General features: G+C 62.3%; 24 protein-coding genes. 16 read left to right on the top strand and 8 right to left on the bottom strand.

Going from position 1 to position 21,899, the window contains the following annotated elements:
* Nucleotides 1-5: 5 nt before the first annotated feature.
* Complete coding sequence (gene cueR, locus GA0061105_RS14475) at nt 6-395, top strand: Cu(I)-responsive transcriptional regulator (protein WP_092751002.1); 390 nt, start codon at nt 6-8, stop codon at nt 393-395.
* Nucleotides 396-417: 22 nt separating this feature from the next.
* Here the strand turns inward: cueR and GA0061105_RS14470 are convergent, their stop codons facing one another.
* Nucleotides 418-702 (bottom strand): hypothetical protein, encoded by a 285-nt coding sequence (locus tag GA0061105_RS14470; RefSeq protein WP_092751000.1) that lies wholly within the window; start codon nt 700-702, stop codon nt 418-420.
* 177 nt (nt 703-879) lie between these two features.
* Between GA0061105_RS14470 and GA0061105_RS14465 the strand changes: the two genes are divergently transcribed.
* From GA0061105_RS14465 to GA0061105_RS14455, 3 genes are read left to right on the top strand one after another with little or no spacing between them, the layout of a single operon-like run.
* On the top strand, nt 880-1,419 hold the full coding sequence (locus tag GA0061105_RS14465; protein ID WP_064695630.1) for a sigma-70 family RNA polymerase sigma factor: 540 nt from the start codon (nt 880-882) through the stop codon (nt 1,417-1,419).
* Nucleotides 1,406-2,173, top strand: coding sequence for an anti-sigma factor family protein (locus tag GA0061105_RS14460; protein WP_092750998.1), 768 nt, complete (start codon nt 1,406-1,408; stop codon nt 2,171-2,173). Before GA0061105_RS14465 ends, GA0061105_RS14460 begins: the two co-directional genes overlap by 14 nt.
* Nucleotides 2,174-2,193: 20 nt before the next feature.
* On the top strand, nt 2,194-2,904 hold the full coding sequence (locus GA0061105_RS14455) for a Bax inhibitor-1/YccA family protein (protein WP_064695632.1): 711 nt from the start codon (nt 2,194-2,196) through the stop codon (nt 2,902-2,904).
* A 126-nt stretch (nt 2,905-3,030) separates the two neighbouring features.
* Here GA0061105_RS14455 and GA0061105_RS14450 read toward each other — a convergent pair whose 3' ends face one another.
* The 4 genes from GA0061105_RS14450 to repA form a co-directional block, all read right to left on the bottom strand.
* Nucleotides 3,031-4,164, bottom strand: coding sequence for an RHE_PE00001 family protein (locus GA0061105_RS14450; RefSeq protein ID WP_092750996.1), 1,134 nt, complete (start codon nt 4,162-4,164; stop codon nt 3,031-3,033).
* A gap of 178 nt (nt 4,165-4,342) precedes the next feature.
* On the bottom strand, nt 4,343-5,557 hold the full coding sequence (repC, locus tag GA0061105_RS14445) for a plasmid replication protein RepC (RefSeq protein WP_092750994.1): 1,215 nt from the start codon (nt 5,555-5,557) through the stop codon (nt 4,343-4,345).
* Between the two features lie 154 nt (nt 5,558-5,711).
* The gene (gene repB, locus GA0061105_RS14440; protein ID WP_092750992.1) at nt 5,712-6,707 is read right to left on the bottom strand and encodes a plasmid partitioning protein RepB; all 996 of its coding nucleotides are present in this window, start codon (nt 6,705-6,707) and stop codon (nt 5,712-5,714) included.
* Entirely contained in the window at nt 6,704-7,900 is a 1,197-nt protein-coding gene (gene repA, locus GA0061105_RS14435; protein WP_064695636.1) for a plasmid partitioning protein RepA, read from the bottom strand. Before repA ends, repB begins: the two co-directional genes overlap by 4 nt.
* A 204-nt stretch (nt 7,901-8,104) precedes the next feature.
* Between repA and cobF the strand changes: the two genes are divergently transcribed.
* From cobF to GA0061105_RS14410, 5 genes are all read left to right on the top strand, one after another.
* Nucleotides 8,105-8,869, top strand: a complete 765-nt coding sequence (gene cobF, locus GA0061105_RS14430; RefSeq protein ID WP_092750990.1) for a precorrin-6A synthase (deacetylating) — start codon at nt 8,105-8,107, stop codon at nt 8,867-8,869.
* A 63-nt stretch (nt 8,870-8,932) separates the two neighbouring features.
* Nucleotides 8,933-10,309, top strand: coding sequence for a precorrin-3B synthase (gene cobG / locus GA0061105_RS14425; RefSeq protein ID WP_092750988.1), 1,377 nt, complete (start codon nt 8,933-8,935; stop codon nt 10,307-10,309).
* 2 nt (nt 10,310-10,311) lie between these two features.
* Nucleotides 10,312-10,944 carry a precorrin-8X methylmutase gene (locus GA0061105_RS14420; RefSeq protein WP_092750986.1) on the top strand — a complete coding sequence of 211 codons (633 nt, stop codon included), beginning with the start codon at nt 10,312-10,314 and terminating at the stop codon, nt 10,942-10,944.
* Nucleotides 10,941-11,672: a precorrin-2 C(20)-methyltransferase gene (locus GA0061105_RS14415; protein WP_064695640.1), complete on the top strand. Its 732-nt coding sequence runs from the start codon at nt 10,941-10,943 to the stop codon at nt 11,670-11,672. Before GA0061105_RS14420 ends, GA0061105_RS14415 begins: the two co-directional genes overlap by 4 nt.
* Complete coding sequence (locus tag GA0061105_RS14410; RefSeq protein WP_064695641.1) at nt 11,669-12,433, top strand: precorrin-3B C(17)-methyltransferase; 765 nt, start codon at nt 11,669-11,671, stop codon at nt 12,431-12,433. Before GA0061105_RS14415 ends, GA0061105_RS14410 begins: the two co-directional genes overlap by 4 nt.
* Here the strand turns inward: GA0061105_RS14410 and GA0061105_RS14405 are convergent.
* Complete coding sequence (locus tag GA0061105_RS14405) at nt 12,397-13,167, bottom strand: cobalt-precorrin-6A reductase (RefSeq protein WP_064695642.1); 771 nt, start codon at nt 13,165-13,167, stop codon at nt 12,397-12,399. The genes GA0061105_RS14410 and GA0061105_RS14405 overlap by 37 nt on opposite strands.
* On the opposite strand from GA0061105_RS14405, the gene GA0061105_RS14400 reads away from it, so the two are divergent.
* Nucleotides 13,166-14,398 (top strand): bifunctional cobalt-precorrin-7 (C(5))-methyltransferase/cobalt-precorrin-6B (C(15))-methyltransferase, encoded by a 1,233-nt coding sequence (locus tag GA0061105_RS14400; RefSeq protein WP_064695643.1) that lies wholly within the window; start codon nt 13,166-13,168, stop codon nt 14,396-14,398. The genes GA0061105_RS14405 and GA0061105_RS14400 overlap by 2 nt on opposite strands.
* Nucleotides 14,399-14,402: 4 nt before the next feature.
* The gene (cobM, locus tag GA0061105_RS14395; protein WP_064695644.1) at nt 14,403-15,161 is read left to right on the top strand and encodes a precorrin-4 C(11)-methyltransferase; all 759 of its coding nucleotides are present in this window, start codon (nt 14,403-14,405) and stop codon (nt 15,159-15,161) included.
* A 57-nt stretch (nt 15,162-15,218) separates the two neighbouring features.
* On the opposite strand, the gene GA0061105_RS14390 is transcribed toward cobM, so the two are convergent.
* Nucleotides 15,219-16,031: a TIM barrel protein gene (locus tag GA0061105_RS14390; RefSeq protein ID WP_092750984.1), complete on the bottom strand. Its 813-nt coding sequence runs from the start codon at nt 16,029-16,031 to the stop codon at nt 15,219-15,221.
* A 161-nt stretch (nt 16,032-16,192) separates the two neighbouring features.
* Nucleotides 16,193-17,221 carry a LacI family DNA-binding transcriptional regulator gene (locus GA0061105_RS14385; RefSeq protein ID WP_064695646.1) on the bottom strand — a complete coding sequence of 343 codons (1,029 nt, stop codon included), beginning with the start codon at nt 17,219-17,221 and terminating at the stop codon, nt 16,193-16,195.
* 131 nt (nt 17,222-17,352) lie between these two features.
* Here GA0061105_RS14385 and GA0061105_RS14380 point away from each other — a divergent pair, with 131 nt between their 5' ends.
* The 5 genes from GA0061105_RS14380 to GA0061105_RS14360 all read left to right on the top strand — a co-directional run bounded on the left by GA0061105_RS14380 (nt 17,353) and on the right by GA0061105_RS14360 (nt 21,875).
* Nucleotides 17,353-18,441: a fatty acid desaturase family protein gene (locus tag GA0061105_RS14380; RefSeq protein ID WP_092750982.1), complete on the top strand. Its 1,089-nt coding sequence runs from the start codon at nt 17,353-17,355 to the stop codon at nt 18,439-18,441.
* Between the two features lie 21 nt (nt 18,442-18,462).
* Nucleotides 18,463-18,777: a MocE family 2Fe-2S type ferredoxin gene (locus tag GA0061105_RS14375; RefSeq protein ID WP_092750980.1), complete on the top strand. Its 315-nt coding sequence runs from the start codon at nt 18,463-18,465 to the stop codon at nt 18,775-18,777.
* Nucleotides 18,778-18,788: 11 nt separating this feature from the next.
* Nucleotides 18,789-20,015, top strand: a complete 1,227-nt coding sequence (locus GA0061105_RS14370) for an NAD(P)/FAD-dependent oxidoreductase (protein ID WP_092750978.1) — start codon at nt 18,789-18,791, stop codon at nt 20,013-20,015.
* A gap of 25 nt (nt 20,016-20,040) precedes the next feature.
* Nucleotides 20,041-20,856, top strand: a complete 816-nt coding sequence (locus GA0061105_RS14365) for a 3-methyl-2-oxobutanoate hydroxymethyltransferase (protein ID WP_208601653.1) — start codon at nt 20,041-20,043, stop codon at nt 20,854-20,856.
* A gap of 71 nt (nt 20,857-20,927) precedes the next feature.
* Nucleotides 20,928-21,875, top strand: a complete 948-nt coding sequence (locus GA0061105_RS14360; protein ID WP_208601652.1) for an NUDIX hydrolase — start codon at nt 20,928-20,930, stop codon at nt 21,873-21,875.
* The last annotated feature ends 24 nt before the right edge of the window (nt 21,876-21,899 follow it).

Raw genomic sequence — 21,899 nt, 5'->3', positions numbered from 1 at the left:
TGGCAATGAATATCGGCGAAGCATCCGAGCGGTCCGGCCTGCCTTCCAAAACCATCCGCTACTACGAGGACATCGGCCTGATCCGCCCCGGAAGGGGCGGAAACGGCTATCGCGACTATGCTGCGGCCGATGTTCACAAGCTGCGCTTCCTGCAGCGTTCGCGCGGCCTCGGCTTTTCCGTAGAGGAATGCCGGCAATTGCTGGCGCTTTATGAGGACAAGGCTCGGGCGAGCGCCGACGTCAGGGACATTGCTGAGATGAAACTCGGTGAGATCGACCGCAAGATCCGCGAACTGACGGAACTTCGCCGCACCCTCGAGCATCTGGTGCATGCCTGCCATGGTAACGACCGACCGGATTGTCCTATCCTCGAAGAGCTTTCGGACGGTCGCTGACCATTTTAGAAAGCCGGAAAGGCTAGCTGAACGTTCTGAACGGCGCCGGGTCGGCGGGTTCGTCCTCGTCGCAGTCAACAAGCACGCCCTCATCGAGGCGATGCTTTATCGCAAGCGCATAGATCACGTCGAGAATATTGCGGTCCTTGAGATGAGGATCAGTCAGGGCGAGAAGCGAAGCCCTGACGATCTTCTTGCTGGTGGCCTTCGGGCATCGCGTCTTGACGAAATCATAGAGTGCCTCACCCGTCAGCCCTTCCATGGCGCCGTCCACGAGAGCTTCGTAGACCCGCTTCCTTTCCTTCATCCTTTATTTTCCCCTCCAAATCAGCGGCGCGATGATGTGTCATGTGTTTGTCATAAACAATCGCCGATTTAAGGCGCATATGCGCTTGCTGATGGTCTCCTGTTCTTGGATGTCGGGCCAGCATGATTTTTTTTAGCCACCTGGAATAAAATCGGCCGCGCTTGCGTATACTCAGTCATGGACCGCAAAGAACGCCCCTTCGATGTCATCGGACAGCTTGCAGCGCTGCGGCGCTATGCTCGCGCGCTGGTGCGCAACTCGGATGAGGCGGAGGATCTGGTGCATGATGCTCTGGTGCGCGCCTTCGAGAAGAGAAAGAGCTTCCGGAGCGGTGGCAATCTGCGCACCTGGCTGCTTTCCATCCTGCACAATGCCCATATCGATCGTCTTCGCCAGAACCGGTCGCTGACCCGTCGCCATGACGAAGCGGCTGTCGAAGCCGAGCAGTCGCTGCCGGCCGGCCAGGAACATGCCGTGCGCTTGCAGCAGGTGCGCGACGCCTTCTTCGATCTGCCGGAGGAACAGCGCGAAGCGCTGCATCTCGTTGCCATCGAGGACCTTTCCTATCAGGAGGCCGCCAATGCGCTCGGCATTCCGATCGGCACGCTGATGTCGCGCATCTCCCGCGCCCGTGCACAGCTGCGCGAATTCGAGGAAAAAACGCCGCGCGTATCGCATCTCAGGTTAATCGGAGGGAGCGGCAATGAAAGCAGTTGATCCGATCATCGATGCCGATCTCGACGCCTATGTCGATGGCGAGCTCGATGTCGCCCGCCGTATCCAGGTCGAGTCCTATCTTTCGGAGAATCCGGCTATTGCCGCCAAGGTCATGGCCGATCTCAGCATGAAGGGCGAGTTGCGCCTGGCGCTTGCCGGCGAAAGCGCCTTCGGCCGCCCCGAGACACGCGATGCCGCCCGCCGGCTGGAGCGTGGCCTTTCCTATGGCCGCATCCTCCATTCCATGCAGCGTATCGCCGCCGTTGGCATTCTGGTCACCGCCGGCTGGGTAGCGCATAATTCCTTCGGCGCCTTTTCGGCGACCGAGGTGGCGGCGTCGGTTCCGGCCCCCGCTTATGTCGAGGATGCCGTCCGCGCCTATCAGACCGCGGCGCTGCGCGCGTCGATGCCTTCACCGTCGCCGACGGGCTATAGCGCCGAGGACATACGCGCCGCCACCGCGATCGTCATGCCCGAATTGCCGAAAGATTGGCAGATCGCCGACGTGCAGATCTTCCCGTCGGAATTCGGCCCCAGCGTCGAGATGACGATCACGGTGGTCGATGGAAAGCGGCTGTCGCTTTTCGCCGTCCGTCCAGGCGCCTTTGAGGTGAAGCCGGTGAGCCATCTCACCTTGGAAAAAGCAGAAGCCGCCTATTGGCAAATCGGCGAGGTCGCCTATGCGCTGATCGCCGACGATAGAGGTCTCAATCTCGACCAGGCGGCCGAACGGCTCGCCCGCTCGCTCTATTAATTCAAACCGAGGAGATCAGCATGAACCCGATCAATCCCCGCTACGGAGCCGTCGCCGGCTCCCAGGCCGTCTTCGACGAAGGGCTGCGCCAGCATATGCTGCGCGTCTACAACTATATGGCTCTCGGCCTCGTCATAACAGGCCTTGTCGCCTTTGTCGTCGGCTCGACGCCGGCCCTCTACGTCCCGATCTTCGGCTCGCCGCTGAAGTGGGTCGTGATGCTCGCGCCGCTCGCCTTCGTCTTCTTCTTCTCGTTCAAAATCCAGACGATGTCTGCCAGCACCGCCCAAATCACCTTCTGGGCCTTCTGCGCCGTGATGGGTCTGTCGCTCGCTTCGGTCTTCCTGGTCTTTACCGGGATGAGCATCGCGCGGACCTTCTTCATCACTGCCACGATGTTCGGCGCCACCAGCCTTTACGGCTATGTGACGAAGCGTGACCTCTCGCGCATGGGCTCGTTCCTGATGATGGGCCTGTTCGGCGTCATCATCGCCAGCATCGTCAACATCTTCCTGGGTTCGAGCGCGCTGCAGTTCGCGATCTCGGTGATCGGCATCGTCGTCTTCGTCGGCCTCACCGCCTACGACACGCAGAACATCAAGGAACAATATTCGGAAAACTACGATCAGGAATCGAACCAGAAGCTCGCCGTCTTCGGTGCGCTCTCGCTCTACCTGAACTTCGTCAACATCTTCCAGCTTCTGCTCAACTTCACCGGCGAGCGGGAATAGGATCGCGCTTCTGGGGGCAATGGAAGCGCAAGAGCGCCCGGTCTGAGGTCTGTGACAGGACGGCAGACCGGGTGCTCACTCTAAAGGAAACGGCCGGGTCGACGCCCGGCCGTTTCCATTTCTACTTCAGATGATGCCCCAGGCACGGTAGCGGCCGCGGCCGGTGATTTCGCGAATGCCGATCTCGTTGACGAGGTTCAGCGCGCCGCGCGGCGTGATGCGCAGATGACGGGCGATCATCGCCGCCGAAACCATCGGCCGCGACAGGATGAAATCGGCAAGTTCCGGCAGGCTACTGTTCGAGCGACGGCCGCGAAAGCGCAGCTCCATCTGCGTGCGAGCCAGCGACAACCGGTCGATTTCCTTGAGGCCGGCCGCGGCAGCCAGCTGCATCGCCTCGAGAAAAGCTTGCAGCCGTGTCGCCCGGTCGCGGGCCCGACGCCGCTCGTGGCGCACCAGCTTCAGCCCACCGTAAACGGAAAAGAGATGCGAAGCGACCTTGCCGCGGGCGCGCAGGTAGCTTTCGGCCAGGAGACCGCCGAGCCAATGCTGACGCCGCAACGGCTCGATCCTGTCCCAGGCTTCGAAAAGGATGACGGCGCCGAGAACCGGCGGCAGGCTGTCGGCCAATGGCAGCACGCCCCGCCACTCCGCAAGCCGCTGTTCCTCATCCCATTCGTCGTCGCCGAGCAGGCCGAGAGGATCATCGTTGCGCTTGCCCGGAGATATTGCGGCCGTCTCGCTCGACGGCGCTTTGCCCGTATGGATGTCGATGAGCTTCTGCGAGCGGGCGAGGATCGCATCGATCTCGGCCATCTCGGCGGCGAGCAGCCCATCTTCATCCCCGCCCTCGTCGTCGGCCCCCACCGCAACTGCCGGGCTCTTAGCGTCCTGGGTGATGCCCTCCCCTTCCCCCGTTGTCGCGGTCAGGGCTGCCAGTCCCGAGGCGCCGAGTGCCCAGGATGGTTCACCGGTCCAGATGCGTCGACGCGTCCGCAGCACCGAATGGGCGATCGTCAGTTCGTGGCTGGGCGCGCGGCTATCCATATGCGCATCGTGCAGAACGAGGTCCTCGACATGGACGAGTTCGCCGGCGACCCACAATGCGCCCGCGGCATCGAAGAAATGGCTGCGCTCGGCAAACCCCTCCCCCACCGGCGAACGCAACACGCGCTCGTCCAGTCGCGCCACCGCATCCTCCGCCGCAGCAAGCAACGGAAGCAGGGTCTGAAGCATCGTACCGTCGATCTCATAGCGCATTGTTAAGCTTTGCGGTTTTTCACAAATGGAAGCAAAACAGTCGTTTCCTTCCGCCATCTATGACATGGTTAACGGTTTGTTTCAACGAAAGCTGCGGAAAAGAAGGGACAAGGTGGCTGGAATTGCCCGTCCACACTTCCATTACCCGCCGCGACTGGCGCGAAGCTTTTGCTCGCCGCTATCCCGTTTTTCTCGCCGTCGGACCATTGGCCCGCATCAACGCCATCAGCATCGGACCAAGCGAGAACTCGCCGCGCTCCGCCCGCCGTGTCAGATCCCGCAGATAGCCGCCGGCCGAATTGATATGGCCGCCGCGTTCCAGAATGCAGGCGATTACGGTGGCAGCATTTTCCGGCCCCATGACATCGCAGGCCTGCTGATAGGCGCTGGGGCTGACGCCGAGCGTCGAACGGACGACAACGGCGGCGGCCATCAAATCCCGCCAGCTGCCGATTCGACCGCCCGGGCCGTAGGCAACAATCTCGGGGCAGGCCTGCAGCACCATGGCAAGGGGGAACGATTTCGGCGGCTCCCGCCACGGCCTCGGTTCTTCCTCCGGCTTTGCGCCCTGCTTCGTTTCGAAGCTCGGTTCAAGTTCAGATATGGGGTGTGGGTTTGAATTATGTATGTGCCAACCGTTTTGGCTGTCATTGGCGTCTGTTTTTTCTGTTTTCGTCTTCGATTCCAGTGTCTTGACGATCAGTTCGCGGAAAGCTTCGAGATCGGTCAGCAAGCTTTGAATCTCCGCGGCCGACGGACGGCGTGGCAGGCTTGCCGAAAGGCGATTGAAGTGCTGCTGCATCTCAATCCATTCGCCGGCGATTTCCTCTTCCAGGGCGATCTCGATAAGCTTGGCGATATCGCGCCGGCAAAGGCTCAACCGCTCGCGCAGGCGCTTCCATTCGAGCTTGTCGGCGAGCACCTGCGCCGCCTGTGCCTCGATCTCGCGAGCGCGCACGAGGAGTGGCGCCAGGCTGAAGCCGAAGGCCTCCCCTAGCCCGCCCTCACCGTTGCGGCGGGCGAAACGTTTTCCGTTCGGACTGTCCCGCCGGATGATCAGGCCGGCCTGGACCAGCATAGCCAGGTTTCGCCGCAGCGTGGTGCCGGCCATGCCATGCGTGCGCAGCGACAGCTGTTCGTTCGAAGGAAAGACGACGAAACCGTTGGCCTCGGCAATCTCGTTCCTCGGGTAGAAGGTCAACAACGCGTTGAGAACGGCGAGCGCACGATCGGATACGCCGACCTTCTCCTTTGCCTCGCAGAGAGCGCGAAAGATCTTCCATTTGTCGACCGATGCGTCCGGATCGACCTTGCTGGCGTTTTCTTGGCTTGCCAGCATGCCAAGCGTCATCGATCGGCGCCCAAAGGGCGTCGATACATATTGAGGCTCCATGTCCCTCACCTTTTTTCAAGGCAAAAGAAACCTACCATCCAAAAGGATGCCGAAGACGCTTGACAGTGATTCGAGGAAGTGCGATTCTCAGATTGTCCAGATATGAGAAAGGCTTCCGCGACGGCAACGTTCGGAGGCTTTTTTCTTTTGCGGCCTACTCTCCTGCTTGCAACTTGCCGGCCCGATAGGCTTCGTAAAGCTCATCGAGACGGCGTGAAATATAAGCGCCGAAATCCGGCGCATCGCCTGTTTTCAACGCGATCGTGAAGGAATTGCCGGCGCTTCTGATTCGGCCGGCAATCTTGCCGCCGCTTTTCGGCTTCCAGTCGTATTCCGTGGGCTCCGGCTTCGCCACTTTCTTGGCGAGTTCGGCGACCAGAAGCTCGAAACGGCGGTCGCTCTCCTCCGACCTGAAACCCTCCGAGGCGATGAGCTTGGCAAGCCGCGCCGCCGTCGTCCCATTCCAATCCTGGGCAAGCGCCATCCACTTGCGCCGTCCGATGCCGGGTGCGGCCCCCACCGACCTGACGATGTCGGCCGGAATGGCCTTGGCGACCGACAACAGCTTCGACAGCTCCGTCTTGTCAGTGGACAGCGCCTTCATGATGACGGGGCGTTCAAACCCCTTGAATTCGAGATTGAGAGCGAAGACGGCGCGTTCGATATAGGAAAGGTTCCGGCGCGCCGAATTCTCGATGCCCTGCGCGATGACGACATCGGTGTCGTCGAGCTGACGAACGATCGCCTGCACCTTGCGCCCGAGCAGCTTGACGGCCTGCAGGCGGCGATGGCCATAGGCGATCTGGTAACGCTCGGCGTCTTCAGGATGGCGACGAACGAGAACCGGCACTTCCTGGCCGTTTTCGGCAATCGACTGCACCAGCTCGTCCTCGAGATTGAGCGGCTGGTCGGCAAGGCGGTCGCGGACGAAGGAAGAATCGATCAGATCGGGGTCGAGTTCGACGATGCGTTCGCCGGAGAGCAAGGCCTCCTGCATCGCCCTGCTCTCTTCCTCCATACGGCCGAGGGTCAGCGCCATTGTGCGAACCGGCCCGGCCGATCCGCGCGAGGAAGTCTCCTCGTAGTTGGCCGCGGCCAACTCCTGCGCCGTATCGTCGAAAAGGCCTTTCAGGCGATCGCGTCTGCTCATGTGCGGCCCCAGGCTTTATGAATGCCGGCAAGAACTTCGCCGTTGGCAGCGTTGACCGATTCCAACGCTCGATCATAGGTCGAGCGGCGCACCTGCCCTTTCTCGATTTCAAAAAGCGTCTGCTTTGTCAGACCGGCATCGGCGATTGCGGTCGATTTGAGAATTGTTGCCGTCAGCACGTCGTCGCCGAAGAGGCTGCGCAGCAGCGCCACGATCTGCGACTGCGGCGCATCGAACGGTTCGTGACGGGTGACGACATATTTGATGAAGTCGTGCTGCAGGTCGCCGCCGGCCTTGCGCACGACGGAGAGCAGATCCGAGGTCATCAGCAGGAACTGCGACATGGAAGCCACATCGACCATCTGCGGATGGATGGTGATGAGCAGCGACGTGGCGGCGCAAACGGCGCCGAGGGTGAGGTAGCCGAGTTGCGGCGGGCAGTCGATCACCACCACATCGTAATCGGCCTCAACCTCGGCAATCGCGACGCCAACGCGACGGAAAAACAGCTCGGCCGGCTTCTGACGATCGTTGAGCGCCCTCGGCGTCTCATGTTCGAACTCCATCAGTTCGAGATTGCCGGGCACCAGATCAAGTCCGTCGAAATAGGTTTTGCGGACGATCTCCTTCAGCGGCTTGCGGCTCGCATCATAACGAATGGCGCCATAGAGCGTATCGCCATCGGCAAGATCGAATTCCGGCTGAACGCCCAACATGGAGGAAAGCGATGCCTGCGGGTCGAGGTCGATCGCCAAGACCCGGTAGCCCTCCAGCGCCAGATATTGCGCCAGATAAAGCGTCGTCGTTGTCTTGGCCGAACCGCCTTTGAAATTGGTCACGGCGACCGTCTGCAGCTTTTCACCGGGACGGCGCCACGGAAGGTAGCTCAGAGCATCCTTCGGCTTGAGGTTCGCCATATAATGACGCAACTCATTGATCTGGCCGAGCGTATAGGAGCGCCGGCCATTCGAGGAGAGTTCCGGCTGTGGCCCCTTGCCGTCCAGCGAAAGCTGACGAAGATAACCGTCGGAAACGCCGATCATCTGAGCAGCCTCGCCTGACGAGAAAGTACGCAGCGTCTTCTGCGCGAGCGGCGGAAACAGCTTGTCGCGGAGGAGCTTCAATTGCCGCGAAAGCTGGTTCGCATGCCGCTCTATCCGCACATCCGTCGTCGATACGCTAATGTTGTCCAAAACACCCAATCCTTTTCGATGCGCTTTTCTGTCAACATAGCGTCAAAAAGCGTATCGAAAGTGACACGATTCGGGATTTACGGCAACAATAGCGGTCGGAGGGCCGTCCCCAGTCCGGTTGGCCGCGGCCAACTCCCTGCCCTACCCTTGCGGCGGGTCGTGTTTTTAGGCAAGACCGCCGGAACTCGACGGGAGAATATCCGCTTGAAGCATATCAATATCATCGGAATCGGCACGGGCAATCCGGAGCACGTCACCATACAGGCGATCAACGCCATGAATGCCGCCGAAGTGATTTTCCTGCCGCTCAAGGGCGCCGGCAAGGAAGAGCTCGCCGAGGTGAGGCGGGAGATCTGCGAGCGCTATGTCACCCGGCCAGATATCCGGATCTCGGAATTCGAGGTGCCGCAAAGGCAGACCGCAGACAGGAGCTACACACAAAGCGTCGATGCCTGGCACGGCGAGATTGCCACTATCTATGGAGAGTTGATCTCGGGCCTGCCGGACGGCGGCACCGGCGCCTTTCTCGTCTGGGGTGATCCCAGTCTTTACGACAGCACCATCCGCATCATCGAACGCGTGCGTCAAGCAAACAGCATTGATTTCGACTACAGCGTCGTTCCGGGCATCACCAGTATTCAGGCCTTGGCGGCCAGCCACAAAATCCCGCTCAATCTCGTCGGCAAGCCGGTCGAGATCACAACCGGGCGCCGGCTGGCGCGAGATGGGCTTCAAGGCGACAGCACCGTCGTCATGCTCGACGGCGAACAGGTTTTTGCAAAGATCGACGATCCTGATGCTGAGATCTTTTGGGGCGCCTATCTCGGAACCAAGGATGAAATCGTCAGATCGGGGCGGCTCTCAGACATCGCCGCCGACATTTTGGTGCTCCGAGCCGAGGCCAGACAGCGGCACGGCTGGATCATGGACATATATCTGCTGCGCAAGGGACACGACTTCGAGGAATAGCCGTCGCTAGCATGTTTTGCCGCGCCGGCCGCGATCATGTAAGAAATGATCAGAGGATTGAGAATGGGCACCGAGGCCGGCAAGGCGATCGACAGGACAGGCGAAACGGATCTGCAAGGTCGACCGTCGGCGACGATACGTCCGCGCGGCGCCTGCCCGGCCCTTGCCACGCCCATGCCGACCGGCGACGGCTTGCTCGTGCGGCTGCGTCCGGCCGGCGGCGCGATGACGCTATCGCAGTTCTCAGCCCTCGCCCGCTCCGCCGCCGACCATGGAAACGGCATTCTGGAAATTACCGCGCGCGGCAATCTGCAGATCCGCGGACTGCGGGCTGAAACCGTAGGACCGCTCGCGGCCAATATTGATGCCGCGGGGATCGAAGTGCCGGACGGGCCGGCGATCGAGATATCGCCGCTGCACGGCATCGATCCCGACGAAACAAGCGATCCGGCAGCGCTGGAAAAGACACTGCGCAGCAAGCTCAGGGAGTTGCTCGCCTCGCCGCGGCTCGCGCCCAAACTCTCGCTCATCATCGACGGCGGCGGAGCATTCGGTTTGTCGGCACTTTCCGCCGATATCCGCATCGTCGCGCAACCCGACGCCCAGTGGCTCGTTGCGATCAACGGCGACGGCGAGACGGCGACGCCAGTCGCAAGCGGCTCGGCAGACGCGGTGATTTCAGCCGTTGGCGAAATTCTCATTTTGCTGGGGGTCGGGCAGAGCAGGCGAGCGCGGGATCTCGATCCGACACTTCTGCGGGCGCGCTTTCCCGCTATGGATGCCATCCAAGTTCGTCCGTCACATCAGGCAACGACGCCGCTTTCCGGCCTGCACCGAATGAAGGACGGTAAACACGTCCTCGGCGTCCGGCCGGAATTCGGGCAGATGCGGGCCTGCAATCTGACCGCCCTTATTGACGACGCAAAAGCTCACGGCGCAACGGCCATCAGACTTGCGCCCGGTCGAGGCTTCTTCTTCACCGGCTTTCCCGATGCCGCGTCGGCTGTGCAGATTGCGGCGGGCAAACATGGCTTCACCACCCAGCCGGGAGAAAGCAGCGAATATATCGCAGCCTGCGCGGGCGCCGGCGCCTGCGGCTCCGCCTTCTACGAGACGAGAATCTTGGCGCGCCGCCTCATTGCCGCGGCACCTGTTCTCTTCGACGGGTCGCTGACCATCCACCTTTCCGCCTGCTCGAAGGGCTGCGCCCATGCCCGGCCGGCGCTGACGCTGACCGGATCGGCGGATGGTTTCGGCCTCGTCCTCAACGGGCTTGCTTCAGACCTGCCGGATGAACGGATCGCTGGCGGTCGGATCGATTTCGCTATAGAGAGGCTCGCCCGGTCCATCGAAGACAACAGAGGTGCTGGCGAATCGGCTGCCGCCTGCCTTACACGGCTTGGCGCAACCGGTGTTTCGAAAGCGCTGCGACAGGAATAGGAATGCCAGACTACGATTATATCCGCAGCGGCGACGCGATCTACGAGCGTTCCTTTGCCATCATCCGCGCCGAGGCCGATCTTTCGCGCTTCACCGAAGACCAGGCCGAAATCGCCGTGCGCATGATTCATGCCTGCGGTCTCGTGGAAGCGGCGGAGCATTTTGTCTTTTCCGCCGATTTCGTCAGCACCGCGCGCGACGCGCTGAAGGCGGCAGCGCCAATCTTCTGCGATGCGGAAATGGTATCCAACGGCGTCACACGGGCGCGGCTGCCGGCGCTCAACGAGGTGGTCTGCACGTTGCGCGATCCCGCCACGCCGGAGCGCGCGCGTGAGATCGGCAATACACGCTCGGCTGCCGCCATGCATCTCTGGCTCGATCGGCTCGGCGGCAGCATTGTCGCGATCGGCAACGCGCCGACTGCGCTCTTCCATCTTCTCGAACTCCTGCGCGACGGCGCCCCGAAGCCCGCCGCGATCCTCGGCATGCCCGTCGGCTTTGTCGGCGCAGCCGAATCGAAGGATGCGCTGGCGGAAAATTCCTATGGCGTTCCCTTTGCCATCGTGCGCGGCCGGCTCGGCGGCAGCGCCATGACGGCTGCCGCCATCAACGCGCTGGCGAGGCCTGGCCTATGACGACATCAGGCCGCCTCATCGGCGTCGGTACGGGTCCTGGTGATCCCGAGCTTCTGACCCTCAAAGCCGTGCGCGCCATCGAAGGCGCGGATGTCATCGCTTATTTCGCCAAGCAGGGCAGGGGCGGCAACGGCAAAGCGATCGTCGAACCGCTGCTGAAACCGGATGTCACGCTGCTGGCGCTCTACTATCCCGTGACCACCGAAATCGACAAGAACGATGAACGCTACCAGAGCCTGATCACCGAGTTTTACGATCGGTCCGCGAGTGAGGTCGCCGGGCATCTCGACGCCGGGCGGACCGTCGCCGTTCTCAGCGAGGGCGATCCCCTATTCTACGGCTCTTACATGCATCTGCATGTCAGGCTTTCCACGCGCTACCCGACGGAGGTCATCCCCGGCATCAGCGCCATGTCGGGCTGCTGGTCGCTGGCCGGCATGCCCATCGTCCAGGGGGACGATGTGCTGTCCGTACTGCCCGGTACGATGGCCGAGACCGAATTGACCCGCCGCCTCGCCGATACGCAGGCCGCCGTCATCATGAAGGTCGGCCGCAATCTGCCGAAGATCCGCCGGGCGCTCGCGGCAGCCGGCCGGCTTGCCGAGGCCGTCTATGTCGAGCGCGGCACGATGACGAATGCGGCAATGGAAAAACTTGCCGACAGGAGCGAAGGCGAGGCGCCCTATTTCTCGCTCGTGCTCGTGCCGGGCTGGGATGGCCGCCGATGAAGGGCAGGCTTTTCGTGATCGGCACCGGTCCGGGCAATCCCGAGCAGATGACGCCGGAAGCGTTGGCGGCCGTCGAGACGGCAACGGATTTCTTCGGCTATGGGCCTTATCTCGACAGGCTGCAGCTCCGCCCCGATCAGCTGCGCCATGCCTCGGATAATCGCGAGGAACTCGACAGGGCAGGGGCCGCGCTTTCCATGGCAGCCGATGGCGCGAAGGTCTGCGTCGTCTCCGGCGGCGACCCCGGCGTCTTCGCCATGGCCGCTGCCGTCTGCGAGGCGATCGAGAATGGGCCGGCTGCCTGGCGCATCGTCGATCTCACCGTGCTCCCCGGCGTTACGGCAATGCTGGCGGTGGCGGCAAGAGCCGGGGCGCCGCTTGGCCACGATTTCTGCGCCATATCGCTCTCGGACAACTTAAAGCCTTGGGATATCATAGAAAATCGCCTCGTACTGGCGGCGAAGGCAGGCTTCGTCATCGCGCTCTATAACCCGATCAGCCGGGCGCGCCCTTGGCAGCTCGGCGAAGCTTTCAAGCTGTTGCGCCACCATCTGCCGGCAAAAACGCCAGTCATATTCGGTCGCGCAGCCGGGAGAGAGAACGAGCGCATCGCGGTGCAACCATTGTCGGAAGCGGATGCATCGATCGCCGATATGGCGACCTGCATCATCATCGGCTCGGCCGAAACGCGGATCGTCGCGCGCCCCGGCAAGCTTGATCTCGTCTATACCCCGCGTTTCATGGCGGAGGGGAAGAGGTGATTGATCGCAGCCAGCGCCGCCTCGACAGTTTCGACCACCGTGAATGCAGGGGTCGGCGCCCGCCCAATCATCATCACTTCGATGCCGAGCAGACGGGCGGCCTCGATTTTCGCGTAGGTGGCGGCCCCCCCACTGTTCTTGGCGATGATGACGTCGATATGATGTTGCTTCAGCAAAGTACATTCGCCCTTCAGCGTGAACGGGCCGCGATCAAGCACATAGTCGACATCGACTACCGCAAGCGGCGGATCGACGGGGTCGACGCTTCGGATGAGATAGCGATGTTGCGGCGCCGCTTCCGCATGATGGGCGCCCTGCCGGCCGGTCGCCAGGAAGACATGGCGAGGCGAGGGGCCGAGCGCTGCAATGGCGGCCGGGATGTTTTGCACGTCCTGCCAGCGATCGCCCGGTTGGCGGTGCCATTCGGGACGCCGCAAAGCGATCGCAGCAATGGAGGCGGTCTCAGCCGCGATGGCGGCGTTGGCCGAAATTCTCTCGGCGAAAGGGTGCGTGGCGTCGATCAGCAGCCCGTAGCCGCCGGCTTTCAGAAAACCGGCCAGTGCCGCTGCGCCACCGAAACCGCCAATGCGCACCGGAACCGGCTGCACGGCCGGTTTTTCGGTACGTCCGGCAAGCGACAGCAGAACATCGCAATCACAGCGCGCCGCGAGCGCTTCGGCGAGCAGGCGCGCCTCGCCGGTGCCGCCGAGGATCAGGATGCGAAGTCTTCCCATGTCTGATGTCTTTCCCACTTGCACCCAGCGCTGGCTGACTATTATCGGCATAGGCGAAGATGGTCCAGCAGGACTGGGCGAGGAGGCGAGGAGGCTGATTGCCGCCGCACCCGCCGTCTTCGGCGGAGCGCGGCATCATGAGCTTGCCGCATCGCTGATTTCAGGCGAAACGCTCGCCTGGCAGAGCCCCTTCGAGCGCTCGGTCGATGCCGTGCTTGAAAGGCGCGGCACGCCTGTCGTCGTGCTCGCCTCCGGAGATCCGTTTCTCTATGGTGTCGGCGCAACCCTCTCCCGCCGTATAGCGGCGGAGGAGATGCGTGTCATTCCGGCGCCTTCGGCCTTCAGTATTGCCGCATCCCGGCTCGGCTGGCCGCAGCAGGACGTGACGACGATCTCTCTGCATGGACGGCCGCTCGACCTGGTTCGACCGCATTTGCATCCCGGGCGGCGCCTCATCGCGCTGACATCAGACGAGAAGGGGCCCGGCGAACTGGCAGCCCTGCTGGTCGCCACCGGTTTCGGTCAGTCCAGGCTTACCGTGCTCGAAACGTTGGGCAGCGCACGAGAACGACGGAGATGCGTCTTAGCGGCGGATTTCAATCTCGTGGACATCGATCCCTTGAACGTCTGTGCGCTCGAGATTTCGGCAGGGGAGGGGGCTCGCATCCTGCCTTTTGCCGCAGGACTCGAGGATGATCTGTTCGAGCACGACGGCCAGATCACCAAACGCGAAATCCGCGCGATGACGCTTTCGGCACTTGCTCCACGTCACGGCGAACTGCTCTGGGATATAGGCGCCGGCTCGGGATCGATCGGCATCGAATGGATGCTGGCTGATCCGTCGCTGAAGGCAATCGCCATCGAGCAATCGTCTGAGCGGGCCGCGCGTGTCGCCCGCAACGCATCCGCCTTCGGCGTGCCGCATCTCGCTGTCGTTGAAGGTTCAGCCCCCGATGCGCTGCAGGGCTTGCCGGAACCGGATGCGATCTTCGTCGGCGGCGGCGGCAGCGATCCGGGCGCGATGGACGCCGCGATGGCCGCGCTGAAGCCGGGAGGGCGGCTCGTTGCCAATGCCGTGACGCTGGAGATGGAAGCCGTGTTGCTCTCTGAACACGCCAAACGCGGCGGCTCGCTGACGCGGATCGAAATATCGCGCGCGGGACCTGTCGGCAGCATGAGCGGCTGGCGGCCAGTCATGCCGGTGACGCAATGGCGCTGGATGAAAGGATAAAGGAATGACCGTGCATTTCATCGGCGCGGGGCCAGGTGCTGCGGATCTGATCACGGTGCGTGGCCGCGATTTGATCGGCCGCTGCCCGGTCTGCCTCTATGCCGGCTCGATCGTTTCGCCGGAACTGCTGCAATATTGCCCGCCTGGCGCGCGCATTATCGATACTGCGCCGATGTCGCTCGATGAGATTGAGGCGGAATATCTTCGCGCCGCTGCCGCCGGCCAGGATGTCGCCCGGCTGCACTCCGGCGACCTTTCCGTCTGGAGCGCGGTTGCCGAGCAGGTGCGCCGGCTTCAAAAACACGGCATCACCTATACGATGACACCCGGCGTTCCGGCCTTTGCCGCCGCGGCCGCAGCACTAGGGCGCGAACTGACGATCCCTGCCGTCGCCCAAAGCCTGGTGCTGACCCGCGTTTCCGGCCGCGCTTCGCCGATGCCGAACGAAGAGACGCTCACAAGATTCGGCGCGACGGGGGCTACGCTGGCGATCCACCTTGCGATCCATGCGCTGAAGCAGGTGGTCGACGAATTGACGCCGCTCTACGGCGCGAACTGCCCGGTCGTCATCGTCGTCAAGGCTTCCTGGGCGGACGAGCGCATTCTGCGCGGCACGTTATCCGACATCGAGGCAAAGGTTACGGCCGAACCGATCGAACGCACGGCGATCATCTTCGTCGGCCCGTCGCTCGCGGCGGAGGATTTTCGCGAAAGCTCGCTCTATGATCCGGCCTATCAGCGCCGGTTCAGGGGCCGGGAATAGCGTATCACGATCGGCCGCACGCCGGCGGCCGATCGTGAAGAGAAGCTGCCTCGGATTTCAGACCCGAGCCGTCAGATAATCCATGCTGGCGCGCAGCGCAGCGGCCGGATCCTTGACCGCATGAACTTCCGCAGCAAAAGGTTCGAAGGAGAACGGCCCGCTATAGCCCGCCTGCAGCAGTGCCTTGATCTGCCCGGCATTGTCGAGCCGGTCCTCGCCGTCCACGAGCACGCGATGGGAGTCGCGCATTTCGGCAACGGAAACCAAGGGATCGCTGACGCCGGAAATGTGCACGAGACCGGCCAGTTCCGGGAAGGTCGCGGCTTCGCCGGCAAGGTGATGGTGGAAGGTGTCGTGGACGAGCTTGAAGGTCGATTGCGCGTCGAGCTCCTTGATCGCCTCGGCGGCTTCGGTCTTCGAACGCAGCGAGCAGATTTCAAAACCGAGCGGCTCGACGAGGCCGATAATGCCGGCTTTATCAAGCATCGGCTTCAGCGCGGACAGAGCCTCGCGCAGATTGGCCTGGCGTTCGCCATCGGCGCAGCCGGTGCCGTCGTTCTTCGGAACGAGGACCAGCGCCTTGGCGCCCGATGCGCTGGCATAGTCGATCAATTCCTGCGCTTCCCTGGCGCGGGTTTCATTCCATTCGTTGAAGCGCTGCAGGGCGTTGATCGAAATGATCGTCACTCCGTGGCGGGCGGCGGCTTCTCTGATCGCTTCGGGTTTGGTGCCGTCGAGAATGGCGTTGCCGGAAAGGTCGTTGCGGATCTCGACGGAATCGATGCCGAGCGACTTTGCCAGCGCGAAGAAATCATCGATGGCAAGCGACGGCGCGGCCATGTGGTTGAGCGCAAAGCGGATCGAAGTCATGACGGTTATCCTCCTCGGCTCCGCGACATAAGCGGAGCAGTACTCGTGAATGGGCGAGCGAATCTCTATCCGAATTCGCCGGGCAATCCATCCGTCATCGCCGGGGCCCGGCCCTCATTGCTGAAAGAATTTCAGCCGAAATGATAGAATTCCATCATTCCTCAGATATTCTCGGAAAGATAGATGTCGAAGGGCAGGAAGGACTGCCCGGGGATGGCGGCTTCGCTGTTTTCCACCGCATCCTTCATCAGCACCATCAGCTCTTGACAGAGCGCGGGTAGGGGAGTGCCGAGTGCCATAGCGACGATGTCATCTGCAAGACCGGCCTTGCTGTCGGGCGTCAGTTCGTTGACCACGAGCACGACCTTGCCACCAAGGTTTTCCTCCCGGAATGCCGAAATCGCCCCTTCCATGCCGCCGCCGCAAACATAAAGCCCGATAAGATCGGGATGTTTCTGCAGCAATGTCAGCGTCGCCTCGTGCGTGATCTCGGGCGTATCCAGGTTGATCAACGTGTCGATAACATCAAATTCCGGCGCATTCTCGCGAAAATAGGAGCGGAAGCCGATTTCCCGCAGTTCATGTCCATGAAAACGATGGCTGCCGACGAAACAGGCGACCTTGCCGGGTTTATGCGCTGTCCGCGCGATCACCCAGGCGGCGGTGCGGCCAACCTTTCGGTTGTTGACGCCGATGTAACCGGTGCGCACGCCCGACGCGAAATCGGAGAGGAGCGAGAAGACCGGGACGCCTTTTTCCTTCAGCTCCTCGATAGCGGCCGTCACCGCGGGGTAATCAGGCGCTACCAGGGCAACGGCCTGATTGCGCGCACCGAGAGCTTTGAGTTTCTCGACGATCGCAGCCGGCGTGGCGGCTGACGGAAAGTCGATTTGCACCTGGATCCGGGCGTTTGTGACCGTCCGCGCCGCCGCTTCGATCTCGCGGGCGAATGCCTGGTAGAACTGCTGCGTTGGCTTCTGCAGCAGGAAGGCAAGCCGGTACTGCGGCAGATCCTCGAAAACGCGCTGCCTGATCAGCCCCACGGCGTGATAGCCGATCAACTGCGCCGCATCGTAGACCCGTCGCGCCGTCTCCTCGCGCACGCGATGGCGAGCATTGAGAACCCGGTCGACAGTGGCGACGCTGACGCCGGAGGCGCGGGCAAGATCGGATATGGTGGGGCGGCGCATGAAGTGTTCCTGATGGTTTCGATCATGAATGCGAGCCACGCGTGATGGCTTTTGATAGATTACATCAAGCCTGCATTGAGCCTCTGTCAAAGTCAACCTATTCTCCCGGCGACGGCATAGGGAGGCGGACGATGGCGACCCAGACGAAGAAACGAGATTACGACCTGCTCGGTGAAAGCGGCCGCACTGCGGTGGAGATGGGGCTGGCGGCAGCGGAATGGTATCATACCGAAGTTCCGCGCAAGGACATGAAGGCGCTGATGCAGCGCTCGGACGCGCCGGCGATCCGTGACACCATCATCTGGCTCGGCAGCATGGTCACCTTTGCCGGGCTCGGCATCTACTTCTGGGGCTCCTGGGTTGCGCTGCCCTTTTTTCTTGCCTATGGCGTGCTCTACGGCTCGGCCTCCGACAGCCGCTGGCACGAATGCGGCCACGGCACCGCCTTCAAGACGCGCTGGATGAATGACGGCGTCTACCAGATCGCCTGCTTCATGATCATGCGCAATCCGGTGACCTGGCGCTGGAGCCATACGCGCCATCATACCGACACTGTCATCGTCGGCCGCGATCCCGAGATCGCCGTTATGCGGCCGCCGGATCTCTTCCGGCTGATCCTCAACTTCTTCGGCATCCTCGATGTCTGGCATGCCGTCGTCGACATGCTGCGCAACGCCTTCGGCGTCATTAGCACCACGGAAAAGACGTTCATTCCCGAGATGGAACAGCCGAAGGCAATCCGCATCGCCCGCATCTGGCTCGCGATTTACGTCGTAACGATCGCAGCCGCCATCGCCATGGGTACGATCCTGCCGCTGATGCTGATCGGCCTGCCGCGCCTCTATGGCGCCTGGCACCATGTGCTGACAGGGCTCTTGCAGCATGGCGGCCTTGCCGACAACGTCATCGATCATCGGCTGAACAGCCGCACGGTCTATATGAACCCGGTCAGCCGCTTCATCTATTGGAACATGAACTACCACGTCGAACATCACATGTTCCCGATGGTGCCCTATCACGCGCTGCCCAGGCTGCATGCGATGATCAAGCACGACCTGCCGGCGCCGAACCCGTCGATCTGGTCGGGCTACCGCGAGATGGTCCCGGCTTTCCTGCGCCAGCTGCGCAACGAGGATTATTTCCTGAAGCGCGAACTGCCGGCCACCGCGCGGCCGTATCGCGAGGAATTCCACAACGAACTCGCCCCGGCGGCGCAATAATCACGATCGAGGGAGGATAAGATGAGCGGAAACTGGATCGAAGTTTGCGGCAAGGACGAGATCGACGAAGAGGATGTCATCCGCTTCGATCATGGCGGGCGCACCTTTGCGGTCTACCGCAGCCCGGACGACGAGTTCTTCGCCACCGACGGGCTCTGCACGCATGAGCATATCCATCTCGCCGACGGGCTTGTCATGGATGAAATCATCGAATGTCCAAAACATAATGGCCGCTTCAACTACAAGACGGGCGAAGCCAAGGGTGCGCCGGTCTGCGTCAATCTCAAGACCTATCCGGTGAAGGTCGAAGACGGCTGCGTCTTCATTTCGGTCTGACGGAGGCTGATGTGGCTCATTTCGTTATCCTCGGTGCGGGCGAATGCGGTGCCCGCGCTGCGTTCGCTCTGCGGGAAAAAGGCTTTGCCGGCGAGATAACGCTTGTCGGCGACGAACCCCTTCACCCCTATGAGCGGCCGCCGCTTTCGAAGGCCGGCTTCGCCGATGCAGGCGATCCGAAATTCATCGCCACGTTGGAGAAATACGCCGAATGCGGCATCCGGCTGCTGACCGGCCTGGAGGCGAGGGACCTCGACACCGCATCCAGAGCCGTGAGGCTATCGGATGGTACGGCGCTCTCCTATGATAAGCTTCTCCTGGCTACGGGCGCGAGCGCCCGGTTCTTTCCCGGCGCACCGGAGAATAGCCGCTGTATCCGCTCGCTGAGAACGCATCACGATGCGGCGGCGTTGCGCGATGGCATGAAGCCGGGGCGGCATATCGCCATTATCGGCGGCGGGTTTATCGGACTGGAACTTGCGGCAACGGCACGGTTGCTCGGCGCCGACGTCACCGTCATCGAGGGGCTGGAGCGCGTGCTGAAGCGCGGCGTGCCGGAGGAAATCGCTTATCTGCTCACAGAGCGCCATCGCACAGAGGGCGTCGATGTCCGCTGCGGCGTCTCGATCGAGGCGCTGACCGAGGAAGGCGGAAAGGCCGTGATCAAACTGTCGAGCGGGGAGGTCATAGAAGCCGACCTCGCCCTCGTCGGCATCGGCGCACGACCGAATGTCGACATTGCCGACAGGGCAGGGCTTGCCATCGAAAACGGCATTGCTGTCGACACCTATCTCCGGACATCGGCACCTGACGTTTTTGCGGCGGGCGACTGCTGCTCCTTTCCCCTGCCGATCTACGGCGGCCGGCGGGTGCGGCTCGAATCCTGGCGCAATGCACAGGAACAAGGCACATTGGCCGCAGCCAACATGCTCGGCCTCGACGAAGCCGTTTCGTCAGTGCCGTGGTTCTGGTCGGATCAATACGAAGTGACGCTGCAGATTGCCGGCCTCGCCGAAGGCGCGGTCCTGCATCTGCGCCGCGACCTCGGCCCAGACGCCTTCATTCTCTTCCACCTCGACACCGATGGCCGGTTGATCGCCGCGAGCGGCATCGGACCGGGCAATGCCGTGGCGCGTGACATCAGACTCGCTGAAATGTTGATCGCGGCTGGTGCCCATCCGGACCCTGCTGCGCTGGCGGCCAGCAACGTCAAGCTGAAATCACTTCTGGCCGCTTGAGCCCTCCGATATTTCAAAGGAATTGATGATGAAAAAACATAAGCGTGCAACCGTCGCCGACTTGCTTGCGGAAAAAGGCAGGCGCCAGCTCACCATGCTGCGCGTCACCACGCTGGAGGAGGCCGAAGCGGCGGAGAAGGCCGGGATCGACATGGTCTCGGTGCCGCCCTCGCTGCTCGGCCCGGTGTTTCGCGAGATCGCCCCCACGCTCTTTGCCATTCCAGGCCTCGAATATGGCGATCATGTCTCGGCGGAAGATTATCTGCGCGCCGCCTTCGCGGCGCTGAAGGCGGGCGGCGATGCCGTCTATTGCGCCGCGAGCCTGCAGACGATCCGTCGCTTGCGCGACGAGGGCGTTCCCGTCTGCGGCCATCTCGGGTTGATCCCATCGAAGGCAACCTGGACCGGCGGCTTCCGCGCCGTCGGCAAGACGGCGGCGAGTGCGGCGGAGATCTGGCGGCAGACCAAGGCTTTGGAAGAGGCCGGCGCCTTCGCCGCCGAAATCGAGGTCGTACCGGCTGACGTCGCCGCCGCCATCAGCAGCAGCACCTCGATGCTGATGATCTCGATGGGGGCCGGCAGCGGCTGTGACGCCCAATATCTGTTCGCCGACGACGTGCTCGGCGCCAATCGCGATCACACTCCGCGCCACGCCAAGGTCTACCGCAATTTCGCCGACGAACAAGACCGGCTGCAACGTGAACGCATCGCCGCCTTCACCGAATTCGCCGGGGATGTCAGAACCGGCGCCTATCCGGAAAAACGCCATTGCGTCGGTATCGACGAGGCGGAACTGAAGGTTTTCTTGGAGAGGCTGGCTGGCGAGACGGGGAAGCGCTGACGCTTGCTCGGCGGCTCCCCTTCCTCCCCGCTGGGGAGAAGGGGAAAGTCCATTGGCTTCCGTCTTCGCCTATGGCAGGAATGATCCGTTCGATTCATTCGGAACGGAGTATTCGGTCCCCTGTGACGATCGGCTTTGCGCATGCGGAATTAATTGCGGTACTCGTCGCGGTGACGGGGGATGAGCCGCGCGTCATGACCATCCGTTCCGGCAACGCGCTGCCGTCCGGTCCGTTCGAAATGGGCCATCGCACCCTGCAATCGGGCCTGCGCGAATGGGTGCAGGAGCAGACGGAGCACCCGGTCGGCTACCTCGAACAACTCTATACCTTCGCCGACCGCGACCGGAACAACGAGATTCTTGGTGGGCGGACGATCTCGATCAGCTATCTCGGCCTCGTCAACGAGCAGGCGGGTGCCGGCCGGCCGGGATGGCACGGCTGGTACGACTATTTTCCCTGGGAGGACCATCGGCAGGGCCGGCCGGCCGTGCTGGACGAGATCGTCGCACGCCTTAGAAGCTGGGCGGATGCCGATCCGGCCCGGCGCAACCATCGCCATCGCCGCGCCGACTTCACCTTCGGCTTCGATGGCGGCGGCTGGAACGAGGATCTGGCCTTGCAACGCTACGAGCTGCTTTACGAGGCGGGCCTCGTGGCCGAAGCCGGGTGCGCGGGCGAAGCCAATCTGGGGCGGGCGATGTTTGCCGATCACCGCCGAATTCTGGCGACCGGGATTGCCCGGCTGCGCGCCAAAATCAAATACCGCCCCGTCGTCTTCGAGCTTATGCCGGAGAGTTTTACGCTTCTGCGACTGCAGCGTACGATCGAGGCCCTGGCGGGGCTGACGCTGCACAAGCAGAATTTCCGCCGCTTGATCGAACAGCAGGAACTGGTCGAGGAAACCGGCGACACCGAAAGTGAAACTGGCGGACGGCCGGCCAAGCTCTTCCGCTTCCGCCACACGGTGCTCGAAGAACGGGCACTCGCAGGAACGAAATTACCGCTCTCCCGCAATTGACATATGCTCACAACGAGAATATCT

The organism is Rhizobium aethiopicum (genome assembly GCF_900094625.1).
GTDB classification, from domain to species: Bacteria; Pseudomonadota; Alphaproteobacteria; order Rhizobiales; family Rhizobiaceae; genus Rhizobium; species Rhizobium aethiopicum.
This window is presented reverse-complemented; position numbering and strand designations above follow the sequence as displayed.